This is a genomic window from Streptomyces seoulensis, assembly GCF_004328625.1.
Lineage (GTDB): Bacteria > Actinomycetota > Actinomycetes > Streptomycetales > Streptomycetaceae > Streptomyces > Streptomyces seoulensis.
The window spans coordinates 198,491-211,749 of record NZ_CP032229.1; the positions used below are offsets into that span (position 1 = coordinate 198,491).

Here is a 13,259-nt window from a genome sequence, read left to right on the forward strand (position 1 = left end):
GCGGCCAGCCTAGCGACCGGCCAGGACGCCGCACAGGCCACGTGAGGGGGACCTTGTGGCGGGTGGGTGTACGCGGCCGCCGGGTCGCGCACGGAAAAATCCCGGCCCGCCTCTTGCCCGGGGCCCGGCGGCCTGAATTACTGGCCTCGGCAAGATCGACCGAATGATCGGTCGTCCGTATTGCGTGTCGTGCCGCGTGCCGGATCGCGTGTCGTGCCACGTGTCGCGAGCGAAAGGAAGCCCCGATGGCGGAGAAGACGGACCTGCTGGACGCGGGCGAGCGGCTCGGGCCCGAGGAACTGCGGGAACTCCAGCTGGAGCGGCTGCGCGCCTCGCTGCGGCACGCCTACGCCCATGTGCCGTTCTACCGCGAGTCCTTCGACAAGGCGGGGGTACGCCCGGAGGACTGCCGCTCGCTGGCGGATCTCGCGCACTTCCCCTTCACCACCAAGGCGGACCTGCGGGCGAACTACCCGTACGGGATGTACGCGGTGCCCCGCGAGCGGGTGCGGCGGCTGCACGCGTCCAGCGGGACGACGGGGCTGCCCACGGTGGTGGGCTACACCGACAACGACCTTTCGGTGTGGGCGGACATGGTGGCCCGCTCGATCCGGGCGGCGGGCGGGCGGCCCGGTGACATCGTCCATGTGGCGTACGGCTATGGATTGTTCACCGGAGGACTGGGCGCGCACTATGGCGCCGAGCGCCTGGGGTGCACGGTGGTGCCGGCGTCCGGGGGCATGACCTCCCGGCAGGTGCGGCTGATCCAGGATCTCGGGCCGGGCGTCATCATGGTCACCCCCTCCTACATGCTGACGCTGCTGGACGAGTTCGAGCGGCAGGGCGTGGACCCGCGCTCGACCTCGCTGCGGGTGGGGGTGTTCGGGGCGGAGCCGTGGACGGAGAGCATGCGGCGGGAGATCGAGGAGCGGTTCGCCATCGACGCCGTGGACATCTACGGCCTGTCGGAGGTGATCGGTCCGGGCGTGGCGCAGGAGTGTGTGGAGACCAAGGACGGTCTGCACGTGTGGGAGGACCACTTCTATCCGGAGGTGGTGGACCCGATCACCGGTGAGGTGCTGCCGGAGGGCGAGCGGGGCGAGCTGGTGTTCACCTCGCTCACCAAGGAGGCCATGCCGATCGTCCGTTACCGGACGCGGGACCTGACCCGGCTGCTGCCGGGGACGGCGCGGGTGTTCCGGCGGATGGAGAAGATCACCGGGCGCAGCGACGACATGGTGATCCTGCGCGGGGTCAATCTGTTCCCGACCCAGATCGAGGAGATCGTGCTGCGCACCCCCGGTGTGGCGCCGCACTTCCAGCTCCGGCTGACGCGGGAGGGGCGCATGGACGCGCTCACCGTACGGGCGGAGGCGCGTCCGGGTGCCACGCCGGAGGTGCGGGAGGCGGCGGCCCGGTCGATCGCGGCGGCGGCGAAGGACGGCATCGGGGTGTCGGTGTCCGTGGAGATCGTGGAGCCGGAGTCGCTGGAGCGCTCGGTGGGCAAGATCCGCCGGATCGTGGATCTCCGCCCGCGCTAGCCGAGCCGGTCGCGCAGCTCCCTCTTCAGGATCTTGCCGCTGGCGTTGCGCGGGAGGCCGGGCACGAAGTGCACGCGCTTGGGGGCCTTGAAGGCGGGGAGCCGCTCGCGTACGTGGGCGATCAGCGTCTCCTCGGTGACCTCGCCCCGGGGCACGACGACGGCGGTGACGGCCTCGATCCAGCGCTCGTCGGGCAGCCCGATCACGGCGGCCTCGGCGACCGCGTCATGCGTGTAGAGGGCGTCCTCGACCTGCCGGGAGGCGACCAGCACGCCACCGGAGTTGATGACGTCCTTGACCCGGTCGACGATCGTGAAGTAACCGTCGGCGTCGCGTACCGCGAGGTCGCCGGAGTGGAACCAGCCGTCGCGGAAGGCGTCGGCACTCTCCTCGGGCTTGTCCCAGTAGCCCTCGCAGAGCTGGGGCGAGCGGTAGACGATCTCGCCGGGGGTGCCGGCGGGCACCTCCGCGCCCTCCTCGTCGACCACGCGGGCGTCGACGAACAGCACGGTGCGGCCGCAGGAGTCCAGGCGGCCCTTGTGTTCGTTCGGGGCGAGGACGGTGGCGAGCGGGCCGATCTCGCTCTGTCCGAAGCAGTTGTAGAACGCCAGCCTGGGCAGCCGTTCGCGCAGCTTCTCCAGAACGGGCACCGGCATGACCGAGGCGCCGTAGTACGCCTTGCGCAGGCCGCCGAGGTCGCGGTCGGCGAAGTCGGGGCGGCCCGCGAGCGCGATCCATACGGTGGGCGGCGCGAACAGGCTGTCGCAGCGGCCCTCTTCGATCAGGCCGAGCAGGCGGTCCCCGTCCGGGGCGTCGAGGATCGTGTTGGTCGCGCCGACGGCGAGGTAGGGCAGCAGGAAGACGTGCATCTGCGCCGAGTGGTAGAGCGGCAGCGCGTGCACGGGGAGGTCGCCGGCGCTCAGGTCGAGGGCGGTGATGGCGCTGAGGTACTCGTGGACGAGCGCCCGGTGGGTCATCATCGCGCCCTTGGGCAGCGCGGTGGTGCCGGAGGTGTAGAGCAGCTGGACGAGGTCCTCGGTGCGCGGCTCGGGCCCGTCGTACGGTTCGGCGCCGGCCAGTTCCGCGAGCAGGGAGCCGTCGGTGTCGCGCAGCGGGAGGGTGCGGGTGCCGGCCGGGAGCCGGCCGGCGAGGGCCGGGTCGGTGAGGGTGAGGGCGCTGCCGGACTGGTCGAGCAGGTAGGCGAGGTCGGGACCGGTGAGGTTCTGGTTGACCGGCACGTGGACGAGGCCCGCGCGGGCGCAGCCGAGGAAGGCGATGAGGTAGGCGTCGGAGTTGTGGCCGTAGGCGGCGACCCGGTCGCCCTTGTCCAGGCCCTGGGCCAGCAGCAGGGCGGCGGCGCGGGAGACGGCGTCGTCGAGTTCCGCGTAGGTCCAGGTGCGGTCGCCGTACTTCAGCGCCACGCGTGCCGGGGTGCGGCGGGCGCTGCGGCGCAGCACTCCGTCGACGGTGCTGCCGTGTCCCTGTGTCATGAGAGCCGATCCTCGGGCCGGCCGCTCCCGAGGTCAAGATCTTCGGCTGCCGGGGTCACTCCCCCAGCACGGCCATCGCCGCGTTGTGTCCCGGCACCCCGCTGACCCCGCCGCCGCGCACCGCGCCCGCGCCGCAGAGCAGGACGCCCGCGTGCCGCGTCTCCACGCCCCAGCGGCCGGTGCCCTCGTCGGCGTAGGGCCAGGTGAGGGGGCGGTGGAAGATGTTGCCGCCGGGCAGGCCGAGGTCGCGGTCGAGGTCGAGCGGGGTCTTCGCCTCGATGCAGGGGCGGCCGTCGGCGTCGGTGGCCAGGCAGTCGGCGAGGGGTTCGGCGAGGTGGGCGTCGAGCTGGGCCAGAGTGGACTTCAGGAGTTCCTCGCGTACGGCGTCGTTGTCCTGGGCGAAGAGGCGGGCGGGGGTGTGCAGGCCGAAGAGGGTGAGGGTCTGGTAGCCGCGCTCGGCGAGATGGGGGCCGAGGATGGTGGGGTCGGTCAGGGAGTGACAGTAGATCTCCGAGGGCGGCGCGCTGGGGAGTTGGCCCGCCGCGGCCTGGGCGCGGGCGGTGGCGAGCTGCTGGTAGCCCTCGGCGATGTGGAAGGTCCCGGCGAACGCCTCGCGCGGGTCGACGGAGCTGTCCTTCAGCCGGGGCAGCCTCTTGAGCAGCATGTTGACCTTGAGCTGGGCGCCCTCGGCGGGCTCGGGCGCCGGGTCGCCGGTGAGGGCGGCGAGTTCGCGCGGGGAGGCGTTGACCAGGACGTGCCGGGCGGCGACGACACCCTCGCCGTCGGCGGTGCGGTAGGTGACCTCGGCGGTGCGGCCGTCGGTGTCGACACGGACGGCCTCGTGCCCGGTGACGATCTCGGCTCCGGCCGCGCGGGCCGCGTCCGCGAGGGCGTCGGTGAGGGCGCCCATGCCGCCGACGGGCACGTCCCAGGCGCCGGTGCCGCCGCCGATGACGTGGTAGAGGAAGCAGCGGTTCTGGGCGAGGGAGGGGTCGTGGGCGTCGGCGAAGGTGCCGATCAGCGCGTCGGTGAGGACGACACCCCGGACGAGGTCGTCGTGGAAGTTCTCCTCGACGGCGACCCCGATCGGTTCCTCGAACAGGGTCCGCCAGGCTGCCTCGTCGCCGACGCGGGCGCGCAGTTCGGCGCGGGTGGGCAGCGGTTCGGTGAGGGTCGGGAAGACGCGGCGGGCGACTTCCCCGGTCATGCCGTAGAAGCGCTGCCAGGCGGTGAACTCGCGCTCGTCGCCCGTCAGTTCGGCGAAGGCGCGCCGGGTGCGCTCCTCGCCGCCCCCGACGAGCAGTCCGGTGGCCCGGCCGCCGCGCTCGACGGGGGTGTACGAGGAGATGGTCCGGCCCCGCACCCGGAACGTCAGCCCGAGATCCCGGACGATCTTGTCCGGCAGCAGGCTGACGAGGTACGAGTACCGCGACAGCCGCGCGTCCACCCCGGCGAAGGGCCGGCTGGACACCGCCGCACCCCCGGTGTGCCCGAGCCGCTCCAGCACCAGGACCGAGCGCCCGGCACGCGCCAGATAGGCGGCCGCGACCAGTCCGTTGTGTCCCCCGCCGACGATGACGGCGTCGTAGGTCCGGGTTCCCTCGTGTGCAGGCATGGTTCTTGGTAGCACGGTTGATCTTCGCCGGGTAGAGGGCTAGTCGGTGCAGCTCACCCCATCCCTGCTGCCGTCGGCGTTCGAGCCGACCGTGACCTCGTATCCGATGCCCTTGCCGGGGTCGGGGACGGGGGACCAGGCGTCGAGGTGGAAGCCGACGTCGAGCACCAGGTAGCGCCCGTCATCGGTCCGGGTCCAGCAGGCGGCGCCGGCCTGGGGGGCGGGTCCGGTGTGCCAGCCCTGGGCGGCGGCGATGCGGGTGTAGTGGTCGATGACGGCCTGACGGGTGCCGGGAAAGGCGTAGACACGGCCCGCGTGCAGCCAGGCCGGGCCCGCGCTGTCGTCGTCGCAGCCCGTGGAGACGCCCGCGTCACGGTAGTTGGCGGGGTCCGAGGCGCCGTCGGGGGGCGAGGACAGCACCTTCTGTGCGGCGAGGTCCTTGCGCGCGGCACCCGAACCGTCGCAGCTTCCGCCGCTGTCGACGAGGGAGCAGCCGGTGAGGAGGGCGGCGGGCAGGACGACGGCCACGGCGAGCGCGGTGCGACGGAAGGCGGGGGACAACTCTGCTCCTGGGGACGGCTGTTGGGCGTGGTCCGAACAGTCTCGCGCAGTGCGTCCTCCAAGGACCCTAGCGGGGCACGCGCCCCGGAGCAGGCCGGGCTCCCGGCCCCAGGCGGGTCACCGCGTGCAGCAGGTGCCGGGGCGGGGTCCGGCGGCGCAGGGAAGCGGGGATCGCGCGCAGGAGGGTGCCGGTGGTGCGGAGGTGGCGGGTGACCGTGGTGGGCGGGGGTGCGGGGCGGCCGTAGAGGGCGTGGGCCCAGGCGGGGAGGGAGTCGTAGGCGAGGGCGGCGACGTGGCGCCAGAGGAGGGCGCGGGCCGGGACGAGGAGGGGGTGGACCGGCGGGCGGCGCAGGAAGTCGTCGACCTCGCGGGCCTCGGGTCCGGCGGCCAGTTCGGGGCGGACCTTCTCGAAGTAGGCGTCGAGCGCCGCCCGGTCGGCGGGGACCTCGGCCGGGTCCAGGCCGACGAGACGGGCGCCGGCCCGGTGCTCGGCGAGGTAGCGGTCGGCCTGGGCGCCGGTGAAGGGGAAGCCGGAGCGGCGCACCACCTGGAGGTAGGACGCGATCTCGGCGCAGTGCACCCAGAGCAGCAGCTCCGGCTCGCCGACCCCGTACCGCTCACCGGTGTCCGGGTCGGTCGCGGTCAGCATGCCGTGGATCTTGCGTACCCGCTCCCCGGCCCGCTCGGCGTCCTCGGTGGTGCCGTAGGTGGTGACGCCGACGAAGTCCGCCGTGCGCAGCAGCCTGCCCCAGGCGTCCCGGCGGAAGTCGGAGTTCTGCAGGACACCGCGCACCGCGCGGGGGTGGAGGGCCTGGAGGTAGAGCGCGCGGATGCCGGCGATCCACATCATCGGGTCGGCGTGCAGCTGCCAGGTCACCGAGGCCGGGGTGAACAGACCGGGGTCGCGTCCGCGCGCGTCGTCCATGCCCGCAGGCTACGCCGCGCGTCCGGCGCCGGAACAGGGTCAGGCGGCGAGGGCCGCCATGAAGTCCGTGCACGCCTGGGCGCAGGTACGGCAGGCGTTGGCGGCGTTCTCCGCGCCGGGCTGGCCGTCGAACGCCTCGGCCGCCTCGACACAGAGCGAGCGGCACCATTCGAGCTGGAGCCTGATCTCGTCCTCGGTGCCCTCGCCGTCCGCGCGGCCCTCCTCGGAGAGCGCGCGGCAGGTGGTGTCGCACACCTCGGCGCACATGATCCCGAGGCGCCGGGCGCGCTCCTGCCCCGCGGTGCCGTACGAGCCGACGAGGCTGGCGCGCACCGCGCAGGCCCGCGCGCAGTCGGAGCACGCCTGGGCGCAGGCGAAGCGGTCCTCCAGGAACTGGTAGAGCTGGTCTCGTGAAGGGTGGGGCGGAGGTGTCACAGGGGGCGGGTAGCCGTGGTGCGGCGGCGTAAACGCGTGGGCGGCGGCCCGGTGGGCGCCGAGACCCGCCTGGGACACCCCGTGCGCGGGCGACCACCCATCGCGTCCGGTTCGCCCCCTTTGTGCGGGGTACTCAGCTGTTATGGACACCGCGATGACACAGTTGGCGGCACCGAGCGGGCTCATCAGCCTGGTGCTCTTCGTCGTGGCCGTCGGCGTGCTGGCGTTGCTCGCGGGCGGCTTCTGGATCAACAGCCGGATCAAGGACAGGGAGCCGCCCCGCCCCAGCGCCGAGGAACAGCCGCACCTTCCGCCGGAGGGTGTGACCCGGGAGATACAGGAGAACCGGGAACCCGACGAGATCCCGCGCACCCCCAAGGGCGGCCGTGCGCTGCTGCCCTACGAACTCAGCAACATGGGCACCAAGCCCAGCGAGAAGAAGGACCGGCCACGTTGGAGCAAGGGGTCCAGCGGCTCCTTCGGCGGGGGCGGACTGGGCGCCCACTGACTCGGTCCACGTAGAACCGGGACCGCCTCAGCGTGGCCGTGCGTCGAGCGCTTCGACGTGGGCCACGTTGCGGCGGTCCTCCTCGTCTTCGCTGGGCGCGGCCGCGAACCAGGCGTCGAGGATCTCCTTCAGCAGCGGCTCCGAGGTGAGCCGCAGACTGAGGGCGAGGACATTGGCGTCGTTCCAGCGGCGCGCACCCTCCGCCGTGGCGGCGTCCACGCAGAGCGCGGCCCGCACGCCCGGCACCTTGTTCGCGGCGATCGAGGCGCCGGTGCCGGTCCAGCAGCACACGACCGCCTGCTCGGCCGCGCCCTCGGCCACCTCCCGCGCGGCGGCCTCCGAGCACACCGCCCACTGCGGGTCGGCCCCCGCCCGCAGCGCGCCGTGCGCGCGCACCTCGTGACCCCGCTCGCGCAGCTCGGCCACGAGGAGACGGGCCACCGGTTCGTCCATGTCGGAGGAGACGGAGATCCGCACGGGTCACCCCTTTTCCGTTTCGCCTGCTCAGGCACCCCACGCTACCCAACTCGGCCCTGGATGCCGACAGATGGGATGGACGGCACCGCGCTTACTTTGAGCAGCCTTGCCTGAGTTGACCGGTTTCCGGAGCGGTGGCCGGTGGGATCAGGGGAACCGTCGGGGCGGGACGTCCTGGCACGCCCGGTCAGGGGTCAGGCGCGGCGTGTCGCGCTCGGCGCGGGGTTCGGCTGTGTGCACCAACTGGGGGAAGCCCTGGTGCCAGTGCTGATCGGCGTGGTCATCGACCAGGCCGCGGCCGGCCGGGACGCCGGGCGGCTGCTGCTGTGACTGGCCGTGCTGGCGGTCATGTACGTGTGTCTGTCCTGGAGCTTCCGGCTGGGCGCCCGCTCGGGTGAGCGCGCCGCCGAGGAGGCCGCGCACACACTCCGGTTCGCGGTGGTGCGCCGGATGCTGGACCCGCGCGGCGGCGCGGAGGCGGGGCTACTGCCCGACGAGCTGGCGAACGTGGCCACCGAGGACGCCGAACGGGTCGGCGCGGTCAACATGGCGCTGATGAGCGGGCTGTGGGCGGTCGCGGGCATCGCGGTGAGCGCGGTCGCCCTGCTGGTGACGTCCGTACCGCTGGGCCTGATCATGCTGCTCGGCACGCCGGTGCTGCTGTGACTCGGGCATCTGCCGAGCAAGCCGCTGGAGCGGCGCAGCGAGGCCGAGCAGGACCGCGCCGCGCGCGCCTCCGGGGTGGCCGCCGACCTGGCGTCCGGGCTGCGTGCGGGTGCTCAAGGGGCTGGGCGCACAGCGGGCCGCGGTCGAGCGGTACCGCCGTACCAGCAGGGTGTCGCCGGCGGCGACGCTGCGGGCCGCGCGCGCCGAGTCCTGGCAGACCGGGCTGGTGCTGGCCCTGACGGGCGGCTTCATCGCGCTGACCGCCCTGGTGGGCGGCCGGCCGGCCCTCGAAGGGTCGCTGTCGCTGGGCCAGTTGGTGTCGGCCGTGGGTCTGGCGCTGTTCCTGCTGGGCCCGTTGGAGACCTTCGCCTGGGTGAACGCCGAGCCGGCACAGGGCGGTGCCTCGGCCGCCCGGATCGCCGGGGTGCTGTCCGCCGCGCCCGCCGTACGTGGGGGCGAGGACGCGGTGCCGGAGCCGGTGCGCGAGCCGCTCAGGCTGCGCGGGATACGGCTCGGTGGCCCGGACGGGGTGGATCTGGAGCTGCCCGCCGGGCGCCTGACCGGGATCCACACCAGGAAATGCCACCGCGCTAACTAAAGTTAGCCTTACCTTATTTTTGCGTCACCATCCCGCGATGTGGCCGTCGAATCAGGCGAGTTGATCCCGATTAGGGCTGACAGTTTGTTGAATTCACGCAAGGAATTCTTTGACATGGACTGTTCAGGTCGGCGAATGGTGGGCCAAGCTGACCCCGCTTCGCAAACCCCGCGAGGCTTGCTGGGCCCCACACTCCGGAGGTCTTCCATGCGCCGTCCCCACGCCGTCTCCCTCGCCGCAGCCGGTGCCGCTCTGGCATTCCCCGCGGTGCTGGCACTCGCCAGTGACGCCTCGGCGGCGCCCGCCGACAAGCCGCAGGTGCTCAGCTCCTGGACCCAGACCAGCGCCGCCAGTTACAACGCCTGGCTCTCCGCGCGCGGCAACCAGGGCGCCTGGGCCGCCTACGGCTTCGACTGGTCGACGGACTACTGCAGCTCCTCCCCCGACAACCCCTTCGGCTTCCCCTTCCAGACCGCGTGCGCCCGCCACGACTTCGGCTACCGCAACTACAAGGCCGCCGGCACCTTCTCCGCGAACAAGTCCCGTATCGACTCCGCCTTCTACGAGGACCTCAAGCGCGTCTGCAACAACTATTCCGGCGCCACCAAGACCTCCTGCAACTCGACGGCCTGGACCTACTACCACGCGGTCGACATCTTCGGCCTGAAGGGCGCGGACACCGCCCGCTCCTGAGCGACACCGCCGGGCACGCCATGAGCTGGCGTGCCCGGCGGGCAGTACAGGGAAGGTCCGGTCGCTCCTACATCTGGAAGTGCGCCTTGACCGGATAGTGATCCGACTGCCCGACGTCAGGCGTCACGTCGCACGCCGAGATGGTGGCGGACGACGGCCCGAACAGGTAGTCGATCTTGATGCTCCGGCCGTCCAGCGGCTTGGTCACCTTGCCGTCGCGCACCCGGGCGGTCTCCCCCTCGTCGCATTCCTTGTCCGCCGCGTAGGCAGAGGTCACGACATCATGGGGAGTGTCCGGCGAAGTGGAGTCCGGCGGGACGGAGTTGAAGTCGCCTCCGTAGACGGTCCGGTAGCCGGCCGGGGTGTAGGAATGAACGATGTCCTGCAGCAGGGCACCCTGTTCCCGGCGTTTCCCGCCGGCCGGGTCCTCCTCCGCCCCTCCGGAGCTGAAGTGGGCGGTGCAGAACTGCAGGGCGTCACCGGGGAGAACGGCACACAGGGCGGTCCGCTGCTCCATGCGCACCCACTTGTCGCCGATGGTCTGGTTCTGCGGCGACGGCAGGTCGTACGACGTGTACCAGACGTTGGAGTCCGGCACCGCGAGGGCGATTCCGTACGCACCCCGGTCGGTCGACCCGGCACACGTCTTGGCGGCGTTCACGGACGAACCGTCGACGGTGTACTTGATGGGGGCGAAGCGTACGTCCCATCCTGTGCCCGTCTTGGTCTCCAGGGCCTTCTCGATCTCCTTGGCGTGCGCCTCGCAGAGTTCCTGGAGGAAGACGGCCCGGTACTGCCTGGCCTGCGCGTCGGAGCCCAGCCGGGCGGCGACCTGGCTTCCCAGGCTCGCGCCTCCCACCCCGTAGTTCTGGCACCCGTCGTTGTTGTTGGCGCACACGTTCCAGGTCATCACCTGGAAGTCGGCCGCCGGAGCGGGGGAAGCGGGGCTGGGGCGCCCCCCGTCGTCGCTCGCGTTCTCCTCACCGAGAAAGACGAGCTGGAACTTCTGCCACGACCCCACCGAGTCCGCCCGCGCCCTCAGCAGACCGTTGTCGTCACCGGGATCCTGCATCTCGGCGGTCACGTACTTGTAGCCGTCGTTCGTCCATGCCTTCAGGGCGTACGTACCGTCCGACTGCTGCTCGAGGTGGAGCTTCTCCCACTCGCCGACGGTCGTGCCCCGGGCCCGGAGCAGATTCGCATGAGTGCCGGTGTCGTCGCGCTCCGTCGAGACATAGTTCCCGTTCGCCTCCGAACGCAGAGTGGTGGTCCACCCCTTGTCGTCGGTGTGGAGCGTGAACTTCTCCCAGGAACCCAGCTCGTCGGTGGAGGACACGCTCTTGCGCGCGCGCAGCATGCCCTCCCGGTCACCGCCGCTGGTGACCTGGGCCGATACATAAAGGCCGTTCCCACCAACGGACTTCAGCGCGTACTTGTCGCCGGCCGTCACCGGCACCGGCCGCGATGCCGCCTGCGCCTGCACCGCCGACATCGCGATCACAGCGAACAGAGCGGTGCACAGCACCGCCACCCGGCTCACTATCTGTTTCATCAACCCCCGCCTAAGAACCTTGAACGGTCAAGATCAGTCAAAGAGCGGACCGTACAGGGCACCCCGGTGGGGGAACAAGATCTGAGCCGCGAGCCTAAGCCCCGGCGAACCGCGCCAGCAGCAGCGCGACATCGTCCGCCGAGGTGTGGTCGACCGTGTCGAGGAGCATGTCGCAGGTCTGGCCGAGGGAGCCGGTCGCCCGCTCCAGCGTCCGGCAGAGGGTGTGCAGGCCGACGTCGATGGCGTCGTACCTCGTCTCCACCAGGCCGTCGGTGTACAGGGCGAGCAGGCAGCCCTCGGGCAGCTTGACCTCCAGCGTGCCGAAGGGCACTCCGCCGACACCCAGGGGCGCGGCGGTGGGCACGGTGAGGAGCGTGGCCTTGCGGCCGGGCTGGACGAGGACCGGCGGAAGGTGGCCCGCGCTGGAGAAGGTGCAGGTGCCGCGCCGGGGGTCGCAGACCGCGTAGACGCAGGTGGCGAAGGACTCGCTGAGCGTGGCGGCGGTCTCGTCCAGGTGGCCGAGCAGTTCGGCGGGCGGCAGGTCGAGCCGGGCCAACGCCCGCGTGGTGGTGCGCAGTTGACCCATGATGGCGGCGGCCCGCACACCGCTTCCCATCACGTCGCCGACCACCAGGCCCACCTTGCCGTCGCTGAGCGGCAGTACGTCGTACCAGTCACCGCCGACCTCGGTGCCGCTGCCGGCGGGACGGTAGCCGGCCGCGATCTCCAGCCCCTCCGGCTGGTCGGGCGGGGTCTGCGGGAGCAGGCTGCGCTGGAGGGTGAGCGCGGTGTCCCGCTCGCGGCCGTACAGCAGGGCGTTGTCCACGCTGATGGCGGCCCGTCCGACGATCTCGCACACCATCTGCAGGTCACGGCTGTCGAAGGGGCGGGTGTTGCCCGTGCGGTACAGGCTGAGCACGCCGAGCACCGTGCCCCGCGCGACCAGCGGCGCCACGAGACAGCTGCGCACGCCCGCCTTGCGGAGCGCCGCGACGGCCTGTTCGTCGCCCGCGATCCGGCGCAGCGTGGCGGAGTCCACGCGCGGGATCATCGCCGGGGTGCCCTCCCGGACGCTGCGGCGCATCATCGGGGCCGGTTCCTCGGTGTCGAGGTCCTCCCACAGCGTGGCGCCGCCCATGTCGTCGTCCGGGTCGGCGGGGGCGACCGCGACGGTGCCGAACCGCGCCTGGTCACCCGGCGCGGTACGCCGTCCGGTGGCGACGGACTCCAGCAGGTCGACCGTGGCCAGGTCCGCGAACCGGGGCACGACGGCCTCGGCCAGTTCCCGCGCCGTCTGCCGCAGGTCGAGCGTGCTGCCGATGTCGGCGCTGGCCTCGGAGAGGGTGGCCAGGTGCCGGTGCGCGGCGGCGATCTCGGCGGCGGCGAGGTGGCGGGCGGTGACGTCCACGACGGACACCGCGACGCCCAGCACCTTCCCGCGCCGGTCCTCGATCCGGTAGTACGACTCCGACCAGGCGTGGTCGTGGTCCGGGTCGGCCGGGACGCGGCCGATGGTGCGGTGGTCGAGGATCGGCTCGCCGGTGCGCAGCACCCGCCGCATCGCGGACTCGATGGCCTGGGTGTCCACGCCCGGCAGCGTGTCCTCCAGCCGCCGTCCGACGACCTCCTCCTCGGTCACGCCGTTCGCGGTGGTCAGGGCGTCGTTGATGCGCATCCAGCGCAGCTCGGTGTCGAAGACGGCGAGGCCGACGGGCGACTGGTTGATCAGCAGCTCGGACAGGGCGAGGTCGCTCTCCACCCGGCGCACGGTGTCGACGTCGGCGGCGAGCGTCAGGCCGAGCACGTTCCCGTCGGGGTCGTGCAGACGGCCCTTGCGGTATTCGACCGAACGGGTCGAACCGTCCTTGTTCCGGGCGAGGAAGACCCCCGCGAAGCTGGTGCCGACCCGCGCCTGCCGGAACAGTTCGCGGATGCGCTGGACGTCCTCGGGCAGGGCCAGCAGGTCGGCCATGGACCGGCCGAGCGCCTCGGCCGCGTCGTAGCCGAACAGCTGCTCGGCCTCGGGGCTCCACAGCACGATGCGGCCCTGGGCGTCCGTGACCACGGCGGAGGCGTGCAGCAGGTCGAGCACGCCGCCGGGCACCCTGACCGCCCGGTCCCCGGCCGGGCCGGGCCCGTGGTCCCACAGGTCCTTGGCACCCATACCTGTCGCCTTCCCGTCGACCGCCCCGGTACCG

The 13,259-nt window shown here is 72.2% G+C and carries 11 protein-coding genes and 1 pseudogene; 4 read left to right on the forward strand and 8 right to left on the reverse strand.

From position 1 onward, the window contains the following. The first annotated feature begins 245 nt into the window (after positions 1-245). Positions 246-1,541 carry a phenylacetate--CoA ligase PaaK gene (paaK, locus tag D0Z67_RS00870; protein ID WP_031180609.1) on the forward strand — a complete coding sequence of 432 codons (1,296 nt, stop codon included), beginning with the start codon at positions 246-248 and terminating at the stop codon, positions 1,539-1,541. On the opposite strand, the gene D0Z67_RS00875 is transcribed toward paaK, so the two are convergent. The 5 genes from D0Z67_RS00875 to D0Z67_RS00895 all read right to left on the reverse strand — a co-directional run bounded on the left by D0Z67_RS00875 (position 1,538) and on the right by D0Z67_RS00895 (position 6,567). Beyond that, positions 1,538-3,031, reverse strand: a complete 1,494-nt coding sequence (locus D0Z67_RS00875; protein ID WP_031180608.1) for an acyl-CoA synthetase — start codon at positions 3,029-3,031, stop codon at positions 1,538-1,540. The genes paaK and D0Z67_RS00875 overlap by 4 nt on opposite strands. 55 nt (positions 3,032-3,086) lie before the next feature. Beyond that, positions 3,087-4,646, reverse strand: coding sequence for a phytoene desaturase family protein (locus tag D0Z67_RS00880; protein WP_031180607.1), 1,560 nt, complete (start codon positions 4,644-4,646; stop codon positions 3,087-3,089). A gap of 39 nt (positions 4,647-4,685) precedes the next feature. Continuing rightward, positions 4,686-5,207: a hypothetical protein gene (locus D0Z67_RS00885; protein ID WP_037774653.1), complete on the reverse strand. Its 522-nt coding sequence runs from the start codon at positions 5,205-5,207 to the stop codon at positions 4,686-4,688. 67 nt (positions 5,208-5,274) lie between these two features. Then, positions 5,275-6,132 (reverse strand): oxygenase MpaB family protein, encoded by an 858-nt coding sequence (locus D0Z67_RS00890; protein WP_031180605.1) that lies wholly within the window; start codon positions 6,130-6,132, stop codon positions 5,275-5,277. Positions 6,133-6,171: 39 nt separating this feature from the next. After that, complete coding sequence (locus D0Z67_RS00895) at positions 6,172-6,567, reverse strand: four-helix bundle copper-binding protein (protein ID WP_031180604.1); 396 nt, start codon at positions 6,565-6,567, stop codon at positions 6,172-6,174. 154 nt (positions 6,568-6,721) lie between these two features. Here D0Z67_RS00895 and D0Z67_RS00900 point away from each other — a divergent pair, with 154 nt between their 5' ends. After that, on the forward strand, positions 6,722-7,075 hold the full coding sequence (locus D0Z67_RS00900) for a DUF6479 family protein (RefSeq protein WP_107059553.1): 354 nt from the start codon (positions 6,722-6,724) through the stop codon (positions 7,073-7,075). Between the two features lie 27 nt (positions 7,076-7,102). On the opposite strand, the gene D0Z67_RS00905 is transcribed toward D0Z67_RS00900, so the two are convergent. Beyond that, complete coding sequence (locus D0Z67_RS00905; protein ID WP_031180602.1) at positions 7,103-7,552, reverse strand: RpiB/LacA/LacB family sugar-phosphate isomerase; 450 nt, start codon at positions 7,550-7,552, stop codon at positions 7,103-7,105. 141 nt (positions 7,553-7,693) lie between these two features. Between D0Z67_RS00905 and D0Z67_RS00910 the strand changes: the two are divergent. Continuing rightward, positions 7,694-8,786 (forward strand): annotated as a pseudogene (locus tag D0Z67_RS00910) (ABC transporter transmembrane domain-containing protein); the annotation flags it as partial. Between the two features lie 237 nt (positions 8,787-9,023). Continuing rightward, a complete protein-coding gene (locus D0Z67_RS00915) occupies positions 9,024-9,509 on the forward strand; it encodes a phospholipase (protein WP_031180601.1) in 486 nt (161 codons plus the stop codon). 67 nt (positions 9,510-9,576) lie between these two features. Here the strand turns inward: D0Z67_RS00915 and D0Z67_RS00920 are convergent, their stop codons facing one another. Both D0Z67_RS00920 and D0Z67_RS00925 read right to left on the reverse strand, forming a co-directional pair. Beyond that, positions 9,577-11,061 carry an endonuclease/exonuclease/phosphatase family protein gene (locus tag D0Z67_RS00920; protein WP_131589600.1) on the reverse strand — a complete coding sequence of 495 codons (1,485 nt, stop codon included), beginning with the start codon at positions 11,059-11,061 and terminating at the stop codon, positions 9,577-9,579. 94 nt (positions 11,062-11,155) lie between these two features. After that, entirely contained in the window at positions 11,156-13,225 is a 2,070-nt protein-coding gene (locus D0Z67_RS00925; RefSeq protein ID WP_031180599.1) for a SpoIIE family protein phosphatase, read from the reverse strand. Positions 13,226-13,259 lie beyond the last annotated feature (34 nt).

Coding starts and splice junctions, on each gene's coding strand:
- D0Z67_RS00920 (WP_131589600.1), bottom strand. CDS start 11,061: ATGAAACAGATAGTGAGCCGGGTGGCGGTGCTGTGCACCGCTCTGTTC.
- D0Z67_RS00880 (WP_031180607.1), bottom strand. CDS start 4,646: ATGCCTGCACACGAGGGAACCCGGACCTACGACGCCGTCATCGTCGGC.
- D0Z67_RS00915 (WP_031180601.1), top strand. CDS start 9,024: ATGCGCCGTCCCCACGCCGTCTCCCTCGCCGCAGCCGGTGCCGCTCTG.
- D0Z67_RS00875 (WP_031180608.1), bottom strand. CDS start 3,031: ATGACACAGGGACACGGCAGCACCGTCGACGGAGTGCTGCGCCGCAGC.
- paaK (WP_031180609.1), top strand. CDS start 246: ATGGCGGAGAAGACGGACCTGCTGGACGCGGGCGAGCGGCTCGGGCCC.
- D0Z67_RS00890 (WP_031180605.1), bottom strand. CDS start 6,132: ATGGACGACGCGCGCGGACGCGACCCCGGTCTGTTCACCCCGGCCTCG.
- D0Z67_RS00900 (WP_107059553.1), top strand. CDS start 6,722: ATGACACAGTTGGCGGCACCGAGCGGGCTCATCAGCCTGGTGCTCTTC.
- D0Z67_RS00925 (WP_031180599.1), bottom strand. CDS start 13,225: ATGGGTGCCAAGGACCTGTGGGACCACGGGCCCGGCCCGGCCGGGGAC.